The sequence below is a fragment of the Collinsella sp. AM41-2BH genome, from assembly GCF_003468085.1.
GTDB lineage: Bacteria > Actinomycetota > Coriobacteriia > Coriobacteriales > Coriobacteriaceae > Collinsella.
Genome location: NZ_QSGH01000027.1, coordinates 1 through 18,207, shown reverse-complemented (window position 1 = coordinate 18,207; position 18,207 = coordinate 1). Strand labels below are relative to the sequence as shown.

Genomic DNA, 18,207 nt, shown 5'->3' with positions numbered 1-18,207 from the left:
AGTTGAAAGGCAGATTGCCGCTCTGGCGGGTTTGCAGCGTCAACTGGTTACGCAGGCTGGTAAGCCCGCGTAACCCTAATAATTGGCTTCGTAGCCGTTGCCGTCGCCGGTGGGCTCTTCGTAGTAGTCCGAATCGCTCGAATCGCTTGAGTCATCGGAATCGTCAGAGCTGACCGATGAGGTTGCGGTACCGTTTGCGTAATCGTCAGACGTGTTGTTGTTCAGGTCGCCGATCGTAGAGCTGGAACCGTCGGAAAGACCCATGGTGTTGGGACCCTTGGGATCCTTGCCAGCATCGACGCGCTCCATCATTTCCTTGAGCTCGTCCTCGTAGACAAAGACGTAGCTCACACCGTCGATCATGGTGCTGTCGTCGGCGTACGAGGGCAGGTTGGCCGAGTAGATACCGTCGACATCCATACCGCGCATGGCGTTGACCGTAGCCACGATATCCTGAACGCTCATATCGGTTACGAGCATATCGGACAGCGAATTAACCAGGCCAAAGATCTTCGTGGCATCGAAGTTATTGAGAATCTGGTTGGCAAGGGCGCCAAGCACCTGACGCTGGTGGCGCATGCGCGTGTAATCGCCGTCGGCATAGGTGTAGCGGCAGCGGGCATAGGTAAGGGCGGTGGCACCGTCCATATGCTGCTGGCCAGCGATAATCTTAATATCCAGGTGCTCGGGGTCGTCAACATCATCGGTTGCGTTAATGTCGATACCGCCAACCGAATCAATCAGCGCCTGCATACCGTCGAAGCTGACCTCGGCATAGTGGGAAATCTGAACACCGCACAGCTCGTTGACCGCCTCGACCATGGCCTCGGCGCCGCCAACGGTATGGCAGGCGTTGATCTTCATGGTCTCGCCCTTGTACTCGACCTTGGTGTCGCGCGGAACGGAAATGAGCGTCGCCTGCTTTTGCGTGGGGTCGATGCGTGCCAGGATAATCGAGTCGGCACGATACGTATCCTCGCCCGGACGGCCGTCGGTGCCAAGAAGCAGCACATAGAACGGATCCTTTGCCTCATCGGTGTCAACCAGAACCCGACGCAGATTGTCGGTAATGACATTAGAATCGCCGAACTTGCCCATAATGGTGGCAAACCACAGGCCGGCAGCGGTAGTGGCACTCAGTAGCACGCCAAGCACGACAATGAGCGCGACGTGACGAATCGTGTGGCTACGACGACGTTGACGAGCGCGCTCGGAATAGCGAGCCACGTTATCGCGACTGTAGATCTTGGCCTGCGCACCAGTTGAGGGTCTTCGGGCGGTGGTATCCGCGAGGGGCTTTTTATTAAACATAGGCAACCTGTAATTAGTAGATGACGGGATCGGGGACGGTGGCATGCTCGACATGCGCGCCGAGCGCCTGCAGCTTTTCGACAAACTGCTCGTAGCCGCGCTTGATGTGATGGATAGCCGAAACCTCGGTCGTCCCGTCGGCGATCAAGCCCGCTACGACGAGGGCCGCTCCGCCACGCAGATCGGGCGAGGTAACCTGTGCGCCCGAGAAGCCCTTGACGCCATGAATCATGGCATGATGGCTCTCGATACGAATGTCGGCACCCATGCGCACCAGCTCAGAGGCAAACATAAAGCGATTCTCGAAGATGTTCTCGGTAATAACGGAACTGCCGTCGGCAAGGGCGGAGAGTACCATAATCTGCGCCTGCATGTCCGTCGGGAAGCCGGGGAACGGAAGCGTCTGGATGTCGACCGGCTTGATACGCTCGACACGGTTCACATGGACGCCATCCTCGACGCGCTCGCAGTCGATACCCATGAGCTCCATCTTCTTGAGCACCATGCCCAAGTGAATGGGGCAAAAGCCCGTGATATCGACACCGCGATCGTCGGCCATCAACGCACCGGCGACGATAAAGGTACCAGCCTCGATGCGGTCGCCCACTACGCGATGGGTAACAGGATGCAGCTCTTCCACGCCCTCGATGGTCACGACAGGCGTACCGGCGCCAACAATCTTGGCGCCCATCTCGTTGAGCATGTTGGCGAGATCGACGATCTCGGGCTCGCGGGCGGCATTGTCGATAACCGTGGTGCCCTGCGCGCGCACGGATGCCATAATGAGGTTCTCGGTCGCACCGACACTGGCGAACTCGAGCGTGACGGTGGTACCGCGCAGACCTTGGGGCGCATTAGCGTTGATGTAACCGTGGGCGGTATCGAACTCAACGCCCAGGGCCTCAAGACCAAGAATGTGCATATCGATCTTGCGAGCACCCAGGTTGCAGCCGCCCGGCATGGCGATCTTGGCGCGATGGAAGCGACCCAGCAGTGGTCCCATCACGGCGGTGGAAGCACGCATCTTGGCAACGAGCTCGTAGGGGGCCTCCCAAGAATCGACCTGAGAGGTATCAATCTCGAGCGTGTGCTCGTCGAGAACATCGATCGTAGCGCCCATGCCCTTGAGCACCTTGCCCATCACGTGGACATCGGAAATATCGGGCACGTTCTGCAGCGTCGTCTTGCCCGGCGCCAGAAGCGTTGCCGCCATGAGTTTGAGTGCGGAGTTCTTGGCACCCGAGACGGGCACGGAGCCTCCGATGGCGTGGCCACCCTCAACGCGGATAATATCCAAGGTCTACCCTTTCAAAAAGCATGCCCGGGATGGCTGGGCCATCCCGGGCATGATGTGTTCGCAAATGGTCGAACGCTAAATCGTTTGACTATTGGGCAAGCTTGAGCTTACACCATGCGATTTCATTATAGAGGTAGGCGCGGCGTGCATCATCCTCCGACAAATTACCCAGCTTCTCTTCAAAACCTTGAATATCAGCTTTAAGCTTGTCGGCATCGACGGTCGCCAAATCGCAAGCGCGCTCGGCGAGAACGGTCACGACATCGTCCGCAACCTGGGCATAGCCGCCGGCCACGGCAAACGTGTGGTCGACAGTGCCCATGGCCTTATCGGAAACGCGAACGTAACCGCGGTCGATCGTGCAGATCTCGCTGGAGTGAGCAGGCAGAACGCCAAACTCGCCATCCGTGGACGGAATCGACACAAACGCAGCGTCGCCCTCATAGGCGCAGCTCACGGGGCACACGATGCGGATACGCATAACCTACTTCTCCCCCATCTTGCGGGCGCGCTCGCGCACGTCCTCAATCGTGGAAGCATAGCGGAAAGCCTGCTCGGGCAGGTCATCGGCCTTGCCGTCGACAATCTCGGCGAAGGAGCGGACGGTATCCTCGACGCGAACGTAGACACCGGGATTGCCGGTGAACTTCTCGGCGACGTGGAAGGACTGCGAGAGGAACTGCTGAATCTTACGGGCACGGTTGACCGTAAGGCGCTGCTCCTCGGACAGCTCGTCCATACCCAGAATGGCGATGATGTCCTGAAGGTCGGAGTACTCCTGCAGGAGCTCCTGGACCTTGACGGCGACACGGTAGTGCTCCTCGCCGACGATCGAGGGATCGAGAGCGTCGGAGGAAGATGCGAGCGGGTCGATAGCCGGGAACAGGCCGAGCGACGAAATGCTACGCGAAAGAACCGTGGTGGCGTCGAGGTGCGTAAACGTCGTGGCAGGCGCCGGGTCGGTCAGGTCGTCTGCGGGGACGTAGACAGCCTGGACGGAGGTAATGGAGCCCGTCTTGGTCGAGGTAATGCGCTCCTGGAGGTCGCCCATCTCGGTTGCCAGCGTGGGCTGGTAACCAACGGCGGACGGCATACGGCCCAGCAATGCGGAAACCTCGGAACCTGCCTGGGAGAAGCGGAAGATGTTGTCGATGAACAGCAGAACGTCCTGGCCGCGATCGCGGAAGTACTCAGCGGTGGTAAGGCCGGCCAGACCGATGCGCAGACGCGCTCCGGGCGGCTCGTTCATCTGGCCATAGACCAAGCAGGTCTTGTCGATAACGCCAGACTCGCTCATCTCGAGGAATAGGTCGGTGCCCTCGCGGGTACGCTCGCCGACGCCGGTGAACACCGAGGTGCCACCGTGCTCCTGGGCGAGGTTGTTGATGAGCTCCTGAATCAGAACGGTCTTGCCGACGCCGGCGCCGCCGAACAGGCCTGTCTTGCCGCCACGGATGTAGGGCTCGAGCAGGTCGACGGCCTTGATGCCGGTCTCGAAGATCTCGGTCTTGGTGGTGAGCTCGTCGAAACGGGGCGCGGCATGGTGGATGGGGTAGAACTCCTCCACCTCGGGCATGGGCTTGCCGTCGACGGGCTTGCCCATGACGTTCCAAATGCGGCCAAGCGTCTTGGGGCCGACCGGCATCTTCATGGGCTCACCGGTATCGGTGGCGATGAGGCCGCGCTGCAGGCCGTCGGTCGAGGACATGGCGACCGTGCGAACGACGCCGCCCGGAAGCTGGCTCTCGACCTCGAGGATCGTGCTCAGGTGACCGATCGGGGTCTCGGCCTCGACCGTGAGCGCGTTGTAGATCGGGGGCACCGCGCCGTCAAACTTGACGTCGACGACAGGGCCGATGATTCGCACGATGCGACCATCACCGGCGGTCGTCTTCTTGGTGGCTTCCTCGACCGCAAGCTTTACGGTGTTATTAGCCATTACTGTTCCTCCAATGCTGAGGCTCCGCCGACGATCTCGTTAATCTCGGTCGTGATCGAAGCCTGGCGCACGCGACTATACGTGCGGGTAAGGGTCGAGATGATCGCGGTGGCGTTTTCCGTCGCGGAGTGCATGGCCTTGCGGCGTGCACCCTGCTCGGCAGCCGCCGAATCGATCAGGGCCTGGTAGATGACCGTCAGGATATAAGACGGCACAAGCTTGCCGAGAACATGCTCGGGAGAGGGCACGAACTCGAACGTGGACGAGATGCGCTTAGGGGCGTCGGTCTCGTTCTTACGCGGACCGTGGGCCATAGCGATCATCTCGGGGTCGAGCGGCAACAGATGCTCGACGCGAAGCTCCTGATCCACGCGGTTCTTGGCGTGGTGGTAGACAAGCTCGACACGGTCAAGCTCACCGGCACGATACGCATCGCAGATATGAGAGGAGATCATGCGGGCCTGATTGAAATCGGGCTCAGAGGAGTTGCCCTCAAAGTGCATGACGACGTTTGCGCGGTCACGGAAATACGTGGCCGGTTTGCGCCCACACGCGATGATCTCGCACTCGATGCCGTCGTTCGCCCAAGAAGCGGCGAGCTTTTCGGCCGTGCGCTCCACCGTCGTATTGTAACCGCCGGCAAGGCCGCGGTCCGAGGCAATAACGACAATCAGGCCATGCTTGACGCTCTCATGCTTCTGCAGCATGGGATCGGTGCCCGAACAGGAGGCGTCGCCGGCAACCGTCAACATGACGTCGGTCAGCGCCTCCTTATAGGGCTCGGCCTGCTTGGAGCGATCGAGGGCACGACGGATCTTGGCCGTAGAGACCATCTCCATCGTGCGCGTGATCTGCTTGGTCGTGGTAACCGAGGAGATTCGCTTCTTAATGTCGCGAAGGTTGGCCATGGGGCTTAGTTCTCCTCTGATCCAGAAACATCCGAATGGTGCTTGGCCATGAACTGCTGCTTGAAGTCGCCGATGACGCGCAAGAGCTCAGCCTTGGTGTCATCATCGATCTTCTTGGCGCGAACCTTGTCGAGCAGCGAGCCAAAGCCATTGTCCATGTACTCGATGAGCTCGGCACGGAAAGGCAGCACGTCGGCGATCTCCAGGTCATCCAGGAAGCCCTCGTTGCCAGCGAACAGCGTAACGATCTGCTCGCCAACCTCAAACGGCTTGTAACGCGGCTGCTTAAGGAGCTCAGTCATGCGAGCGCCGTGGGTAAGCTGCTTTTGCGTGGCCTCGTCAAGGTCGGAGCCGAACTGCGTGAAGCCGGCGAGCTCCTGGTACGAAGCAAGGTCCAGACGGAGGTTGCCAGCGACCTGCTTCATGGCCTTGGTCTGTGCGTCGCCACCGACGCGGGACACGGAAATGCCCACGTCGACTGCCGGGCGCTGGCCCTGGAAGAAGAGCTCGGACTGCAGGTAGATCTGACCATCGGTAATGGAAATGACGTTGGTCGGAATGTAGGCCGAGACGTCGCCGTCCTGGGTCTCGATGATCGGAAGAGCCGTCATGGAGCCATAACCGTTCTTCTTGGACATCTTGACTGCACGCTCGAGCAGACGAGAGTGCAGGTAGAAGATGTCGCCAGGATAGGCCTCGCGTCCGGGCGGACGATGCAGCGTCAGCGACATCTGACGGTAGGCCACAGCCTGCTTGGACAGGTCGTCGTAGATGACGAGCACGTGGCCGCCGGGGTTGGTCTCGCTGGCGGGCTTACCGTCCTCGCCGTTGTACATGAAGAACTCGCCGATAGCGGCACCGGCCATAGGCGCGATGTACTGCATAGGGGCGGAATCGGCAGCGGTGGCCGAAACGATGATGGTGTAGTCGAGCGCACCGTGCTGAGCGAGGGTCTCGCGGATGTTGGCAACCGTGGAGGCCTTCTGGCCGATGGCGACATAGATGCAGACCATGCCCTTGCCGCGCTGGTTGAGGATAGCGTCGATGGCGATGGCGGTCTTACCGGTCTTACGGTCGCCGATGATGAGCTCACGCTGACCGCGGCCAATAGGCACCATGGAGTCAATAGCGAGCAGACCGGTCTGAACCGGCTCACACACCGGGGTACGGTCGATGACGCCGGGGGCCTTGAACTCGATGGGGCGACGGTGCGTGGCGACGATGTCGCCCAGGCCGTCGATGGGCTGGCCGAGCGGATTGACGACGCGGCCGAGCATGGCGCGGCTCACGGGGATATCCATAATGCGGCCAGTGGTGCGGCACTCGTCGCCTTCCTTGATGGAGTCGACGGCACCGAACAGAACGGCGCCGACCTCGTCACGGTCAAGGTTCTGGGCAAGGCCGAAGACGGTCTCACCGGTATCGGAGCTCTTGAACTCCAGAAGCTCGCCTGCCATGGCGCTCTTGAGGCCGGAAACGCGCGCGATGCCGTCGCCTACCTCGTCGACCGTTGAAACCTCATGCGTATCGACCGTCGCGGAGAGGCTCGTGAGCTGCTCCTGCAGTTTCTTGGCGATATCCTGGGCATTGAGGGTTTCGGACATTAGGCTTCACCTCCGTACGAATTAGCAGAGTTTGCGAGGGTCTCCTGTGCGATGCGCAGCTGCGTCTTGACGGAAATGTCACGACGCTCGCCGCGGGCCTCGAGCACCAGGCCGCCCACGATAGACGGGTCGACCTGCTCGATAAGGAATACCTTGCGGCCGAAGTCCTGCTCGCATTTCTTAGTGATGGTTTGACGCAGCTCGTCGTCGAGCGGGATCGCCGTGGTGACGGTCACGCCCACTACATCCTCGTCTTCCTCGGCAACATACTTAAAGGCAGCTGCCACCTTGGGAAGAAGGTCGAGCTGGTCGCGCTTGGACATGGTGTCGAGCACGGCGATGATCTCGGGGCTGGCAGAAGCCAGGCGCTCGATCATCTCGAGGTCCTCGAACACATGGTTCTCGGCCTTAGCGGCTTCCAGAAGGGAGCGCGCGTAGGTCTCGAGCACCTTGTCCTGATAGCGGCTAGTCGGCATTCAGGCTACCTGCTTCCTGGATGTAGCGCTCGATGAGCTTCTTCTGCTCGGCCTCGTCCTCGAGTGCCTCGCCCACGATCTTGGTGGCGACGGCAACGGACAGGTCGGCGATGGAGCTCGCGGCACCGGCGTAGATGGACTTGCGCTCGTCCTCGACGGTCGTATGGGCCTTGGCGATGATCTCCTCGGCCTCCTTGTGAGCAGCCTCGATGATACGGGCGCGCTCGGACTCGGCGTCCTTACGGGCCTCGAGAACAATGTCGGCAGCCTGACGACGGGCGTCGGTGACGATCGAGTCGGACTCAGCGCGCTTGGCGATAGCCTCCTGCTTGGTCTTCTCGGCCTCGTCGAGGCTCTCCTCGATCTTCTTGCCGCGCTCCTCCATGGTTTTCATGATGCCCGGCAGGGCGACCTTGGCCAGCACGATCCAGATAATCAGGAAGGCGATAAGCGCCGGGATGAACTCCGCCATCTTAGGGATGAGGATGTCCGCACCGGCAGCGCCGTCCTCAGCGAACGCGGAAACCGGCATGAGCAGCGCGGCCGCGGACGCGGAGAGTGCGATCGCGCTCTTCTGGGATGAAAGATTCATACTTGACGCTCCGTGCTATTTAACGATCAGCGCGACAACGAAGCCGATCAGAGCCAGAGCCTCGCCGAAGGCGGAGCCCATGATGAAGACGGTGAACACGCGGCCCTGGACCTCAGGCTGACGGGCCATAGCACCCGTAGCACCCAGAGCAGACAGGCCGATAGCAAGACCAGCGCCGATAACACCGAGACCGTAACCGATAACTCCCACGATTCCTCCTTTGTCGTGCGTGTCTTATTTCACGCAGGATAACCTTTTTATAACTGCCGGGCTCCATGGGTACGGGCACCGGCGGTTTAACGAATTGCCTTACCATTAAGGCGCGAACGGAAGACTACTCCTCCTCCGCGACCTCCTCTGCCTCGGAGACATACACGGCGGTAAGGACCGTGAAGACGTAAGCCTGGATGGCGCCGACCACAAGCTCGATCGCATAGATCAGGATGAGGATGGCAAGCCAGGCCAGCGAAGGCAGGGCGCCGACGGCGTGGGCCGCGGAAACCTGCTGAAGCAGCGGCTGCATGAACATGCTCGCCATGATGGCGAACGAGCCCATGACCACGTGTCCTGCGAACATGTTGCAGAACAGACGGACGGCAAGCGTGATGAGGCGCAGGAAGGTCGAGAAAAGCTCGACGACCCACACAAGCACGTTCATCGGGAAGCTCACGCCCTGCGGGGCGAGGCTCTTGATGTAGCCGATCACGCCGTGAGCCTTGCATCCGTAGTAGATGAAGTACACGAAGGCGAAGATGGCGAGCGCGGCGGTGGAGCCGATTGCACCGGTGCCGGGCTTCATTCCCGGGATCAGGCCGATCATGTTATTGATCAGGATGAACAGGAAAAGCGAGCACAGGAACGGGAAGTGCTTCTTCCAGTTCTCACCCACGACGCCCTTGCCGATATCGTTCTCGACGTACTCAATGATGTACTCGAAACCGTTGACGAAGAAGCCCTTGGGGACCAGGGTCTGCTTCTTCTTGAACACGGCCAGGACGATCAGGAGCACGATCGTGGAGACGATCAGCCAAAACGAGTACTGCGTGATGCCGCAGCTCAGATCGCCCACGACAGGGGTGGAGCTGAACTCGCTGACCAGATGATTAATCTCATCAGGCAGCTTTTCAAAAATTTCCACGACTTACCTTTCGACCTCATGAGGATCTCGCAGCGCCTTGACGACACGAACCGTGCAGGCAGCCATAAAGGCCACGAAGCCGATCGCCTCGCCCAGGAGGAACATGCGAAATGCCTCTCCGAACAACACAAACACAACCAAGGTAAAGACGAGCAGGGCGATTGCCGAGACCGCCAGACTCACCATACCCTTGAGCATGTCCGCATTCTGTTTATCGTCAAGAACCGGCTTGAGCGTAAAGACAAAGGGAAGGAAGGCAATTGCGCCCGCGATGGCGCCTGCAACGATAGCGAGCAGATCGGCTATCTGAAACACTGGCGTCCTCACTTTCCTTTTTAACGCTTCACAGAACAGTTCCCGCCAAACATTGGTGACTATTGTACGAGCCAATCGCTAAAGTACAACCGAAAAAGCATCGGTTAATACGCACCTGTTCGTTTTCTTAAGACCTTCTTTATGCCGCAGGTACGGTAATACGTTTTTCTCGAACCCTGCAGGGCAAAACGTCCGTTAACAGGAGTGCGCGCGGTCGCCTTTTGTTCGTCCGCGCGCACCGTTTCTTCGTATTTGCAGCCGCGGCCGTTTAGCCCAGCGACTAGAGCGTGCCGTAGATGCGGTCGCCGGCGTCGCCGAGGCCGGGAACGATGTAGGCAGCCTCGTTGAGATGGTCGTCGATGGCGCAGGTATAGATATGTACATCGGGATCCTTCTCGGTCAGCGACTTGAGGCCCTCGGGGGCCGCGACGATGCACAGCATGCGGATGTCCTTGACACCACGCTCGCGCAGGTAGCTGATGGCCATCTCGGCCGAACCGCCCGTGGCGAGCATGGGGTCGACGACCAGGCAGATGCGCTGGTCGATATCCTTGGGCATCTTGCAGTAATACTCGTGCGGCTCGTGGGTGACCTCGTCGCGCTCCATGCCGATGTGGCCCACGCGAGCGGAGGGCACCAGGTCGAGGATGCCGTCGACCATGCCAAGGCCCGCACGCAGGATGGGCACGATGGCGAGTTTCTTGCCGGCGAGCTGCTTAAACGTTGCGGTGGTGATAGGGGTCTCGACCTCGACGTCTTCCATAGGCAGGTCGCGCATGGCCTCGTAGCCGTCAAAAAGCGCGAGTTCGCGCACGAGCTGACGGAACTGGTTGGTGCCGGTGTTTTTGTCGCGCAGGATCGACAGCTTGTGCTGGACGAGCGGGTGATCGACAAGCGTCACACGGGACGCATCGTAGGTGACGGTCATGGGTTGATTGCCCCTTTCGTTGCGGCCGCAAAACGGCCTTGCTGACAAGGCGCGCAGCAATGTTGCCGCCGCACGCCATGCATTAGTTTAGCGGTTTGTTGTATCGAGCAGCCCATCGCAGCCCTACTGTGAGGTGCTGAGCGAGCGCCTGACTGCATCACGCCAGCCCGCAAGGTTTTGCTCGCGGCGCTCGGCGGACATGTGGGGAAGGAAGGTCCTAACGATCTGGGCATTTTGCTCCAGCTCTTCCAGGTCTTCCCAATAGCCGACGGCAAGACCCGCCAAGTACGCGGCACCGATTGCCGTGGTCTCCACCGTCTCGCATTGCAGCACGGGGATATCCAGCAGGTCGGCCTGGAATTGCATGATGAACTCGTTGCGCGAGGCACCGCCATCGACAGACAGGCGCTCAATCGAAAGCCCCACGTCCTGCTCCATGGCGCGCAGCACGTCGTAGCTCTGATATGCCATGGATTCGCAGGCGGCACGTACGATGGTCGCACGGCTCGAGGCGCCGGTCAGACCGCACACGATACCGCGAGCATGCGGGTCCCACCAGGGAGCACCCAAACCCGCAAAGGCCGGAACGAAGTAGCAGCCCTCGTTGTCGCTAATCGAAGCGGCGAGTTGTGCCGACTCGCTCACGCTCGAGATGATGCCCATGTTGTTGCGAAGCCAGTTCATCGTTGAGCCGGCGGCAAAAATAGAGCCCTCGAGCGCATAGCTGACTTTGCCGTCCGCAGCGATACCGATGGTGGAGACCAGGCCATTCTTGGATTCGACGATCTCGTCGCCGGTGTTCATGAGCATAAAGCAACCCGTGCCATAGGTGTTTTTGGTCTGGCCGGGACGGAAACAGCAGTGGCCGAACAGCGACGCCTGTTGGTCACCCGCCACGCCCATGATGGGCGGCATGTTGGTCATGATGTCGCTCGCGACGCGGCCGTAGTCGCCCGAGCTCCAGCGAACCTCGGGCATCATGGAACGTGGAACGTCAAAGAGTGCCAGCAGGTCGTCGTCCCAATCGAGCGTATGGATATTAAAGAGTGCCGTGCGGCTGGCATTGGTGTAGTCGGTGGCAAAGACCTGGCCGCCGGTGAGGTTGTAGATGAGCCAGGTGTCGATGGTGCCAAACATGAGGTCGCCCGCCGCCGCGCTTTCGCGTGCGCCGTCGACGTTGTCGAGAATCCACTGCACCTTGGAGGCCGAGAAATACGGGTCGAGCGTGAGTCCCGTGCGGGAGCGCACCAGCCCTTCTGCGCCCTGCTCGACAAGCTCGTCGATCAGAGGTGCGGTACGGCGGCACTGCCATACGATAGCGTTATAGATCGGCTGACCGCTCACGCGATCCCAGACCACCGTGGTCTCGCGCTGGTTGGAGATGCCGATGGCGGCAATGCGGTCGGAGTGGATACCGCTCTTAAACTGGACTTCCATCATGACGGCGATCTGGCTAGCAAGGACCGCCATGGGGTCTTGCTCTACCCAACCGGGACGCGGGAAGCTGGTTTTGACGCTGCGACGTGCCTGCGCGACGATGCAGCCGTACTCGTCGACGATGGTCGCAAGTACCGAGGTGGTGCCGCAGTCGAGCGCCATGATGTAGGAACCGCCAAAGTCAAACGAGGCATCTTCCATGCCCAGGCTGCCCAGATTCAACGACATCGCTTAAACCTTTCTATTGCATCGGGTCGGACAGGACCCGTTCGATCTCTGATGCGGGAAGTGCGCCTTGGCGCAGGATCTGGAGCTCGCCGTGCTGAAACGACACGATGGTCGAGGCGTCGCGACACGGGGTCTCACCGGCGTCGACGGCAACATCGACCCCCTCCAGGATGCGACCCTCCACCGTGATAAAACTTGCCGGCGCGGGCGCGCCATGCGTGTTGGCGCTGGTGCAGGCAAGGGGGCTGCCACAGGCGCGAATGAGCGCCTGCACCACGGGCGAGGCCGAAGCGCGAAGTGCCACCGTGTCGTCGGCAGCGCGCATAAAGGTCGGCACGCAGGGGGCTGCCTTGACCACGATAGTCAGGGTGCCCGGCCAGCATCGTCGGGCGAGCACGCGGGCCTCGTTAGGGATATCCACGCCATAGCGGTCGAGTGCCTCGGCATCATCGACCAGCCAGGCAACCGTTTGGGTGAGCTCGCGCTGCTTGAGAGTGAAGATACGGCGATAGCCGGTGCCGAGCGCAGGAACTGCGGCGCCATTGACGGCAGCCTGCGGATCGCGCGGCCACGATGGGAATTCGCTTGTATCTTGGGGCACGGCGTCCGAGAAGGCGTTGACTGCCACGGCGACACCGTAGACGGTCTCGGTCGGGATCAAAGCCAGGCCGCCGCGGCCGAGCACCTCGGCCGTGCGCTCGACGGCAAGCCGATGCGGCTCGCGCGTTCCCTCGTATACCCGATAGACCGTCTGCATGTGTATGCCAGCCCCTTACGTTCTGGTGCAAGTTTGTTTACTGTGGGGCATTCTCGCACGAAACGTTCAACCTATTTGCCCAGAGCGCATGTTGGTTTGGTGAGCGGCTCTAGTAGTCGGTGAAAGTGAGGGGGTTATTGGACTGCGACGAACTTCTTTGGCCTGCCGGCGTGACGTTCTTGGGCGGCGTAACGCTCGATACTGTCTATCGTTATCATCCGACGGCCGTCGACGAGTTCAACATCGAGCTTTCCGGCTTTGACCAGCGCGGTAATCCGCGGAGCGGAGACTTTGAGGTCCAGCGCTGCGTCTTTAAATGTTCGGCACGCCGCTTCCCGAGCGTCCTCGTTGTCGATTTCGACTGAAAGGGCCACGACCTCGGCCGAGCGTTCGTACCCTGCCGGAGTCAAACCGTTGTTGAGGTCGTCGGCCAAAAACGCCATCAGTGCCTCGGTGGCATGGGCAATCGCTTCTTCGCGCGCATCGCCATCGGCAAAGGCGCCGGGAATCTGCGGGAAGCTAGCGCAGTAACCATCGTCTTCTTTTATGAGAACGCAGTCATAGGTAAATCGCTGCCTCATTTTGCCTCCAACTACCATCCAGCTTGGCGACGAATACTTGCCCACGCGCCCTTCTTTGGTCGATCACCACCAGAGCCGTTCACGGTGACAACGCGGTCACCAGAAACATACTTAGCATGACTACCGACTTGCGCGACCTTCACGAATCCATCGTGCTTGAGTAGGGCAATGATTTCCCGAAAGGTAGGAGGTTGCATGGGCCGACCTCTTTCAGCCGTCCTAATTATAAACTACTTTATAATTTTTGCTAACCAGTTAATAAATATTACTGGCGTTGCTTGGGCTCGGTGACGACGGCCCGAACGATGCGGGGGCGATCGGTGAGGTCGCGGACGATGCGCACATCCGATAGACCCGCCTGGCGGCAGAGCTCGGCGGCGGCGTCGAGGGCACCCTCGTAGAGCTCGCAGGCAAACAGGCCGCCGGCGCGCAGCATATAGGGTGCCGCATTGAGCAGGCGGCGGAAGATATCCAGGCCATCGGCACCGCCCTCGAGCGCCAAATCGGGCTCGAAGTCCTTGACCTCGTGCGGCAGCGAGCGCATAACGTCGGTCGGGATGTAAGGCGGGTTGGAGACGAGCACGTCGAAGGTGCCCCACTCGTCGTGGGGAATGGAGCTCACCAGGTTGGTGAGGCTGAAGGCAACCTCATCTGCCGTGAGGCCGAGCGCGTCGCGGTTTTTGGTGGCCAGATCGATAGCACGCGGCTCAATATCGGTAGCGGTGCAGGTAACGTGGCCGCGGCGCTCCCAAGCAAGAGAGAGCGAGATGCAGCCCGTGCCGCAGCCGACCTCGAGAACGCGAGCAGTGCGGGGCTCGGCTGGGGCAGGCGCAGCGGCATCCTGAGCTGAAACCGTCTCCTGGTCGGCACCCTCGATGGCGATGCCGTATTCGTCGAGCTCGGGCTCAGCAGCTTCCGCAGTCTCGGCTTCCGCTGCCTGTGCGGCGGCTTCCTCGGCCTCGCGGTCGGCCAGTTCCTCGGCATAGGCACGGCTACCCAGCACGTCGCTGCCTAGCGCCGCCTCATCGGCAGCCGTCAGGTTAGCGGCACGGCGCTCGGCGGTCGCTCGCTCGTCTGCCAGCGCGGCCTCGGCTTTGCGGGCCTCTTCGACCTCATCGTTCCAAGGCAGCTCAACACGCTGGCGGGCAGCAGCCTCGGGGCTCAGCACCTCGGCATCCAGATAATTGAGGACTTCCTCGACGAGCATCTCGGTCTCGGGACGCGGAATGAGCACACCGGGGGCGCACGCGACATCGATCATGCGAAACTGCGTGCTGCCCGTGATGTATTGCAGCGGCTCGCCCTTAGCGCGACGAACGACGGCCGCATGCATGGTCTCGAGCTGGGCCGCGTTAAGCGTCTCGTCCATACGCATATATAGGTCAATGCGCGCCAGGCCCGTGGCGGCGCACAGCAGCCACTCGGCAGAAAGACGGGGGTGCTCCTCGCCGCGCTCGGCCAGGTACTCCTTGGTCCACTCGAGACAACGCTTGATGGTCCAAATCTCGTTTGCCATGGGGCCCTCCCCTCTTAAGCGCCGGACGGCGCGCGAATGTCGGAGCAGATTGTAAGCGAGGCCAGCGCTTGGCAAGGGACGATTGAAGGCGATTATCGAGAATCAGCCCAGAATTTTGCTTGGAGCCTGCCTAGAGTGTTCATTCGTTGACGTCTAAATCTGCATCCGTCAAGTTTTTGGCAAGGTTGCCCCAAAACTGACCAATATCTAACCAAGAACTTGCCAAATCACTTGACGCGCGACCCATCAAAAATCGCTCCGCGACTTCTTGAACGATATTTTGAGCAATATTTTCGATAGCGGACTTATGCCGTCAATTACCTTAAGCAGGTAAGCAGCTCAAATGACATCACAGCCGACTGAATAAAATATCAAGGCAATGTCACCAATGACTCCCTACGGATCATTTGACAACCAAGGAAACGCCGATGTTTTGGCAATGTCAGCGAGCGACGTCCAGAGCGAACAAGTTGGCATGAAAAAGGCAAGGCATAGACCTTCTGGTCATGCCTTGCCTTTTGAATGACAAATTGTCGCTCTGGGCGGCGCGCAGCGTCGAGCAGTTACGGCGTTTGGTAAAACGCCGTAACTTAAACAGCCTGTGCCAGCTTCTCGGCACGCTCGGCGGCGGCGAGCGCCTCGATCACGGTGCCGAGCTGGTCGCCCAGAAGGACGCCGTTGTAGGTGGAGTTGAAACCGATGCGGTGATCGGTCACGCGGTCCTGGGGCTGGTTGTAGGTACGGATCTTCTCGGAACGGTTGCCGTGGCCGATCTGGCTCTGGCGCTCGGCACCGAGCTCTGCCTGCTGCTTCTCGAGCTCCATCTCGTACAGACGGGCACGCAGCATCTGCATGCAGACCTCGCGGTTCTGGATCTGGGAACGCTGCTCCTGCGACTGCACCACGGTGTTGGTGGGCAGGTGGGTGATGCGCACGGCGGAATAAGTGGTGTTAACGCACTGACCACCAGGGCCGGAGGCGCAGTAGGTGTCGATGCGCAGGTCGGACTGGTTGATCTGGACGTCGATTTCCTCGGCCTCGGGAAGTACGGCGACGGTCGCCGTGGAGGTCTGGATACGGCCCTGGGACTCGGTCTTGGGAACGCGCTGGACGCGGTGCACGCCGGACTCGAACTTCATGACGGAGTAGACGCGGTCGCCCTCGACCTTGAACTCGATGGACTTAAAGCCGCCGGCCTCGCTAGGGCTGGAGTCGAGCACGGTGGTCTTCCAGCCGCGCGACTCGCAGAAGCGCTGGTACATCTTGTACAGGTCGCCGGCGAAGATGGCGGCCTCGTCGCCACCGGCGGCGGAGCGGATCTCGACGATAGTGTTCTTGTCGTCGTTGGGGTCGCTCGGGATGAGCATGTACTTGATGTCTTCCTCGAGCTGGGGAAGCTTCTCCTCGTTCTCGGAGATGTCCATCTGGAGCATCTCCTTCTCGTCCGCGTCGGTCGTGTCGCGGAGCATTTCCTTGGCAGCCTCGATGTCATCGAGCGCGCCGATGTACTCGCGCGAAGCGGCAATGAGGTCGGACTGGTGCGCGTACTCCTTGTTGAGACGCGTGAACTCCTTGATGTCGGAGGCAACGGCCGGGTCGGAAAGCTTCTTCTCGAGCTCCTCGTAGGCCTTGATGATCTTTTCGAGCTTGTCGCGCATGACGGGACTCCTTTATATGCGTGAAGGTGAAAATCGGCAGAATTGATGGGGCGCATGGCGCCACTGCGGGGGTAAGCCCAGCTAGAACATGTCGATCTTCAGATACATGCGCATCCCTTCGCGTGTGGGGTACATAGTTGCGGTCTAACCCATACATGATAGCGTGCGCAGACAAACCTGCATATAACCCGCACGGAATGAGTGGACGTAGCCGTTGGGTACGTTCCTTAACGACTAGTCGTTTAAGAGCGTCCCCAACGGCTAACAAAGGGACTGTCGCTTTGCCAGATTCTAGAGCGTTTGAAGCAGGGCGATGAGGAAGCGGATGCCCTGGAGGTAGGCGCGGCGGGTGATGCGCTCGTTGGTGCCGTGGACGCCGCGATCGCACTCGTCGTCATCAACCACAAAGGCCGAGAAGCGAATGCACTCAGGGCAAATGTGCTGGTAGTTGGCGGCGTCGGTCGCACCGATCACGGTCGAGGGCACAATTGCCACTGGCTCGAATGATCCGTTTTCCTCCGTCCCCTCTGGATCACGGAAATAGCGGGCGGCGATGGAGCGAACCGTCTCGAGGCCGGAACCACCGATGCGCGGGGACGGAGAGGGTTCGGAGCTGCCGGGGCCCAGCTCCACTTCGACACGCCCGTCAAGGTCCGCCCCGGCAACCGCCCCACGGCAGCGCGCCACAACGTCGGCCACGCTCATGCCCTCGAGCATGCGGAAGTTAATGTTGGCCCACATATCCTGCGGCATTACGTTGGCACCGGTGCTGCCGCCCTCGATCTGCGTGGGCGCGCAGGTGGTCGTCACCAGCGGATAGAGCTTTTTGCTGGCGAGGCAATCGCGGACAATGGCATCCCCGTTGGCGGCAATTTCATCGGCGGTGTAGAGCCCCAACTCGACAAGCTGGGCGGCAAGCAAATCGGTCACGCGCGTCGGCCACTCGATATCGCAGATTGCGGTGATGGCACGGCAGAGCACCTCGAGCGACGTGCCGCCGTAGGGGTTGGAAGAATGTCCACCCGCGCTCTTTGTCTTGAGCACAATGTCGGCATAACCTTTCTCAGCCAGGTCGGCGTGCATGAGCCAACCCTCGCCCGCGCTGTACTCGGCAGCCGGAACGATGCGGTAGTCGCCCTCGTCGATCAGGTACTCAAGCTCAATGCCGCGCTCCTCGAGCGCGCGGCCGATGGCGCCTGCGCCGTACTGCGTCGTCTCCTCGTCCTGACCAAAGGCCAGGAGCAGCGTGCGCTCGTGCTGCCAACCGTGCGCCAGCGCATACTCAACCGCCTCGAGAATACCTGCGACCTGGTCTTTCATGTCGATGGCACCGCGGCCCCAAATGTAGGCGTCGTCCACATGTCCGCTAAAGGGGGCGTGCGTCCAATCGGCCTCAGTACCCGGCACCACGGGGACCACGTCCATGTGACCCATGAGCATGACGGGTTTGAGGGCGGAGTCGGAACCGCCAAGCGTCACCAACAGACACTATGACCCAATCCGAGGGCACTAAAAAGATAGG

19 protein-coding genes are annotated in these 18,207 nt (G+C 60.5%); all 19 read right to left on the bottom strand.

The genetic code is table 11. The features are described from left to right. Nucleotides 1-75 precede the first annotated feature (75 nt). Nucleotides 76-1,311, bottom strand: coding sequence for an LCP family protein (locus DW899_RS09865; RefSeq protein ID WP_117800940.1), 1,236 nt, complete (start codon nucleotides 1,309-1,311; stop codon nucleotides 76-78). Between the two features lie 13 nt (nucleotides 1,312-1,324). Beyond that, nucleotides 1,325-2,608: a UDP-N-acetylglucosamine 1-carboxyvinyltransferase gene (gene murA, locus DW899_RS09860; protein ID WP_117800937.1), complete on the bottom strand. Its 1,284-nt coding sequence runs from the start codon at nucleotides 2,606-2,608 to the stop codon at nucleotides 1,325-1,327. Nucleotides 2,609-2,696: 88 nt separating this feature from the next. Continuing rightward, the gene (atpC, locus tag DW899_RS09855) at nucleotides 2,697-3,089 is read right to left on the bottom strand and encodes an ATP synthase F1 subunit epsilon (RefSeq protein WP_006235718.1); all 393 of its coding nucleotides are present in this window, start codon (nucleotides 3,087-3,089) and stop codon (nucleotides 2,697-2,699) included. A 3-nt stretch (nucleotides 3,090-3,092) separates the two neighbouring features. Further along, the gene (gene atpD / locus DW899_RS09850) at nucleotides 3,093-4,547 is read right to left on the bottom strand and encodes a F0F1 ATP synthase subunit beta (protein ID WP_006235717.1); all 1,455 of its coding nucleotides are present in this window, start codon (nucleotides 4,545-4,547) and stop codon (nucleotides 3,093-3,095) included. Beyond that, nucleotides 4,547-5,455 (bottom strand): ATP synthase F1 subunit gamma, encoded by a 909-nt coding sequence (gene atpG / locus DW899_RS09845; RefSeq protein ID WP_117800934.1) that lies wholly within the window; start codon nucleotides 5,453-5,455, stop codon nucleotides 4,547-4,549. The genes atpD and atpG overlap by 1 nt, the downstream gene beginning before the upstream one ends. Nucleotides 5,456-5,460: 5 nt before the next feature. Then, entirely contained in the window at nucleotides 5,461-7,059 is a 1,599-nt protein-coding gene (atpA, locus tag DW899_RS09840; protein ID WP_035138794.1) for a F0F1 ATP synthase subunit alpha, read from the bottom strand. Then, complete coding sequence (locus DW899_RS09835; RefSeq protein WP_006235713.1) at nucleotides 7,059-7,535, bottom strand: FoF1 ATP synthase subunit delta; 477 nt, start codon at nucleotides 7,533-7,535, stop codon at nucleotides 7,059-7,061. Before DW899_RS09835 ends, atpA begins: the two co-directional genes overlap by 1 nt. Next, nucleotides 7,525-8,127 carry a F0F1 ATP synthase subunit B gene (atpF, locus tag DW899_RS09830; RefSeq protein WP_117635548.1) on the bottom strand — a complete coding sequence of 201 codons (603 nt, stop codon included), beginning with the start codon at nucleotides 8,125-8,127 and terminating at the stop codon, nucleotides 7,525-7,527. The genes DW899_RS09835 and atpF overlap by 11 nt, the downstream gene beginning before the upstream one ends. Nucleotides 8,128-8,142: 15 nt before the next feature. Further along, nucleotides 8,143-8,337: an ATP synthase subunit C gene (locus tag DW899_RS09825; RefSeq protein ID WP_022094262.1), complete on the bottom strand. Its 195-nt coding sequence runs from the start codon at nucleotides 8,335-8,337 to the stop codon at nucleotides 8,143-8,145. A gap of 124 nt (nucleotides 8,338-8,461) precedes the next feature. Next, nucleotides 8,462-9,265: a F0F1 ATP synthase subunit A gene (gene atpB / locus DW899_RS09820; protein ID WP_022094263.1), complete on the bottom strand. Its 804-nt coding sequence runs from the start codon at nucleotides 9,263-9,265 to the stop codon at nucleotides 8,462-8,464. 3 nt (nucleotides 9,266-9,268) lie between these two features. Continuing rightward, nucleotides 9,269-9,580, bottom strand: a complete 312-nt coding sequence (locus DW899_RS09815) for a hypothetical protein (protein ID WP_117564996.1) — start codon at nucleotides 9,578-9,580, stop codon at nucleotides 9,269-9,271. Between the two features lie 280 nt (nucleotides 9,581-9,860). Beyond that, nucleotides 9,861-10,508, bottom strand: a complete 648-nt coding sequence (gene upp, locus DW899_RS09810) for a uracil phosphoribosyltransferase (protein WP_040359658.1) — start codon at nucleotides 10,506-10,508, stop codon at nucleotides 9,861-9,863. A gap of 123 nt (nucleotides 10,509-10,631) precedes the next feature. Then, a complete protein-coding gene (gene glpK, locus DW899_RS09805; RefSeq protein WP_089573103.1) occupies nucleotides 10,632-12,173 on the bottom strand; it encodes a glycerol kinase GlpK in 1,542 nt (513 codons plus the stop codon). 13 nt (nucleotides 12,174-12,186) lie between these two features. Further along, nucleotides 12,187-12,930, bottom strand: coding sequence for an L-threonylcarbamoyladenylate synthase (locus DW899_RS09800; protein WP_117800931.1), 744 nt, complete (start codon nucleotides 12,928-12,930; stop codon nucleotides 12,187-12,189). Between the two features lie 134 nt (nucleotides 12,931-13,064). Further along, on the bottom strand, nucleotides 13,065-13,556 hold the full coding sequence (locus DW899_RS09795) for a type II toxin-antitoxin system HicB family antitoxin (protein ID WP_147349750.1): 492 nt from the start codon (nucleotides 13,554-13,556) through the stop codon (nucleotides 13,065-13,067). Then, complete coding sequence (locus DW899_RS10925; protein ID WP_117800925.1) at nucleotides 13,523-13,708, bottom strand: type II toxin-antitoxin system HicA family toxin; 186 nt, start codon at nucleotides 13,706-13,708, stop codon at nucleotides 13,523-13,525. The genes DW899_RS09795 and DW899_RS10925 overlap by 34 nt, the downstream gene beginning before the upstream one ends. A 68-nt stretch (nucleotides 13,709-13,776) precedes the next feature. Beyond that, complete coding sequence (locus DW899_RS09785) at nucleotides 13,777-15,027, bottom strand: HemK/PrmC family methyltransferase (protein ID WP_117800922.1); 1,251 nt, start codon at nucleotides 15,025-15,027, stop codon at nucleotides 13,777-13,779. 590 nt (nucleotides 15,028-15,617) lie between these two features. Continuing rightward, a complete protein-coding gene (gene prfA, locus DW899_RS09780; RefSeq protein WP_006235697.1) occupies nucleotides 15,618-16,685 on the bottom strand; it encodes a peptide chain release factor 1 in 1,068 nt (355 codons plus the stop codon). Nucleotides 16,686-16,976: 291 nt separating this feature from the next. Further along, nucleotides 16,977-18,164 carry a M20/M25/M40 family metallo-hydrolase gene (locus DW899_RS09775; RefSeq protein ID WP_233539963.1) on the bottom strand — a complete coding sequence of 396 codons (1,188 nt, stop codon included), beginning with the start codon at nucleotides 18,162-18,164 and terminating at the stop codon, nucleotides 16,977-16,979. Between the last annotated feature and the right edge of the window lie 43 nt (nucleotides 18,165-18,207).

Excerpts from the sequence above, each read along its gene's own strand:
- DW899_RS09865 (WP_117800940.1), bottom strand. The coding sequence starts at position 1,311 with ATGTTTAATAAAAAGCCCCTCGCGGATACCACCGCCCGAAGACCCTCA.
- atpC (WP_006235718.1), bottom strand. The coding sequence starts at position 3,089 with ATGCGTATCCGCATCGTGTGCCCCGTGAGCTGCGCCTATGAGGGCGAC.
- atpD (WP_006235717.1), bottom strand. The coding sequence starts at position 4,547 with ATGGCTAATAACACCGTAAAGCTTGCGGTCGAGGAAGCCACCAAGAAG.
- atpG (WP_117800934.1), bottom strand. The coding sequence starts at position 5,455 with ATGGCCAACCTTCGCGACATTAAGAAGCGAATCTCCTCGGTTACCACG.
- atpA (WP_035138794.1), bottom strand. The coding sequence starts at position 7,059 with ATGTCCGAAACCCTCAATGCCCAGGATATCGCCAAGAAACTGCAGGAG.
- DW899_RS09835 (WP_006235713.1), bottom strand. The coding sequence starts at position 7,535 with ATGCCGACTAGCCGCTATCAGGACAAGGTGCTCGAGACCTACGCGCGC.
- atpF (WP_117635548.1), bottom strand. The coding sequence starts at position 8,127 with ATGAATCTTTCATCCCAGAAGAGCGCGATCGCACTCTCCGCGTCCGCG.
- upp (WP_040359658.1), bottom strand. The coding sequence starts at position 10,508 with ATGACCGTCACCTACGATGCGTCCCGTGTGACGCTTGTCGATCACCCG.
- glpK (WP_089573103.1), bottom strand. The coding sequence starts at position 12,173 with ATGTCGTTGAATCTGGGCAGCCTGGGCATGGAAGATGCCTCGTTTGAC.
- DW899_RS09800 (WP_117800931.1), bottom strand. The coding sequence starts at position 12,930 with ATGCAGACGGTCTATCGGGTATACGAGGGAACGCGCGAGCCGCATCGG.
- DW899_RS10925 (WP_117800925.1), bottom strand. The coding sequence starts at position 13,708 with ATGCAACCTCCTACCTTTCGGGAAATCATTGCCCTACTCAAGCACGAT.
- DW899_RS09785 (WP_117800922.1), bottom strand. The coding sequence starts at position 15,027 with ATGGCAAACGAGATTTGGACCATCAAGCGTTGTCTCGAGTGGACCAAG.
- prfA (WP_006235697.1), bottom strand. The coding sequence starts at position 16,685 with ATGCGCGACAAGCTCGAAAAGATCATCAAGGCCTACGAGGAGCTCGAG.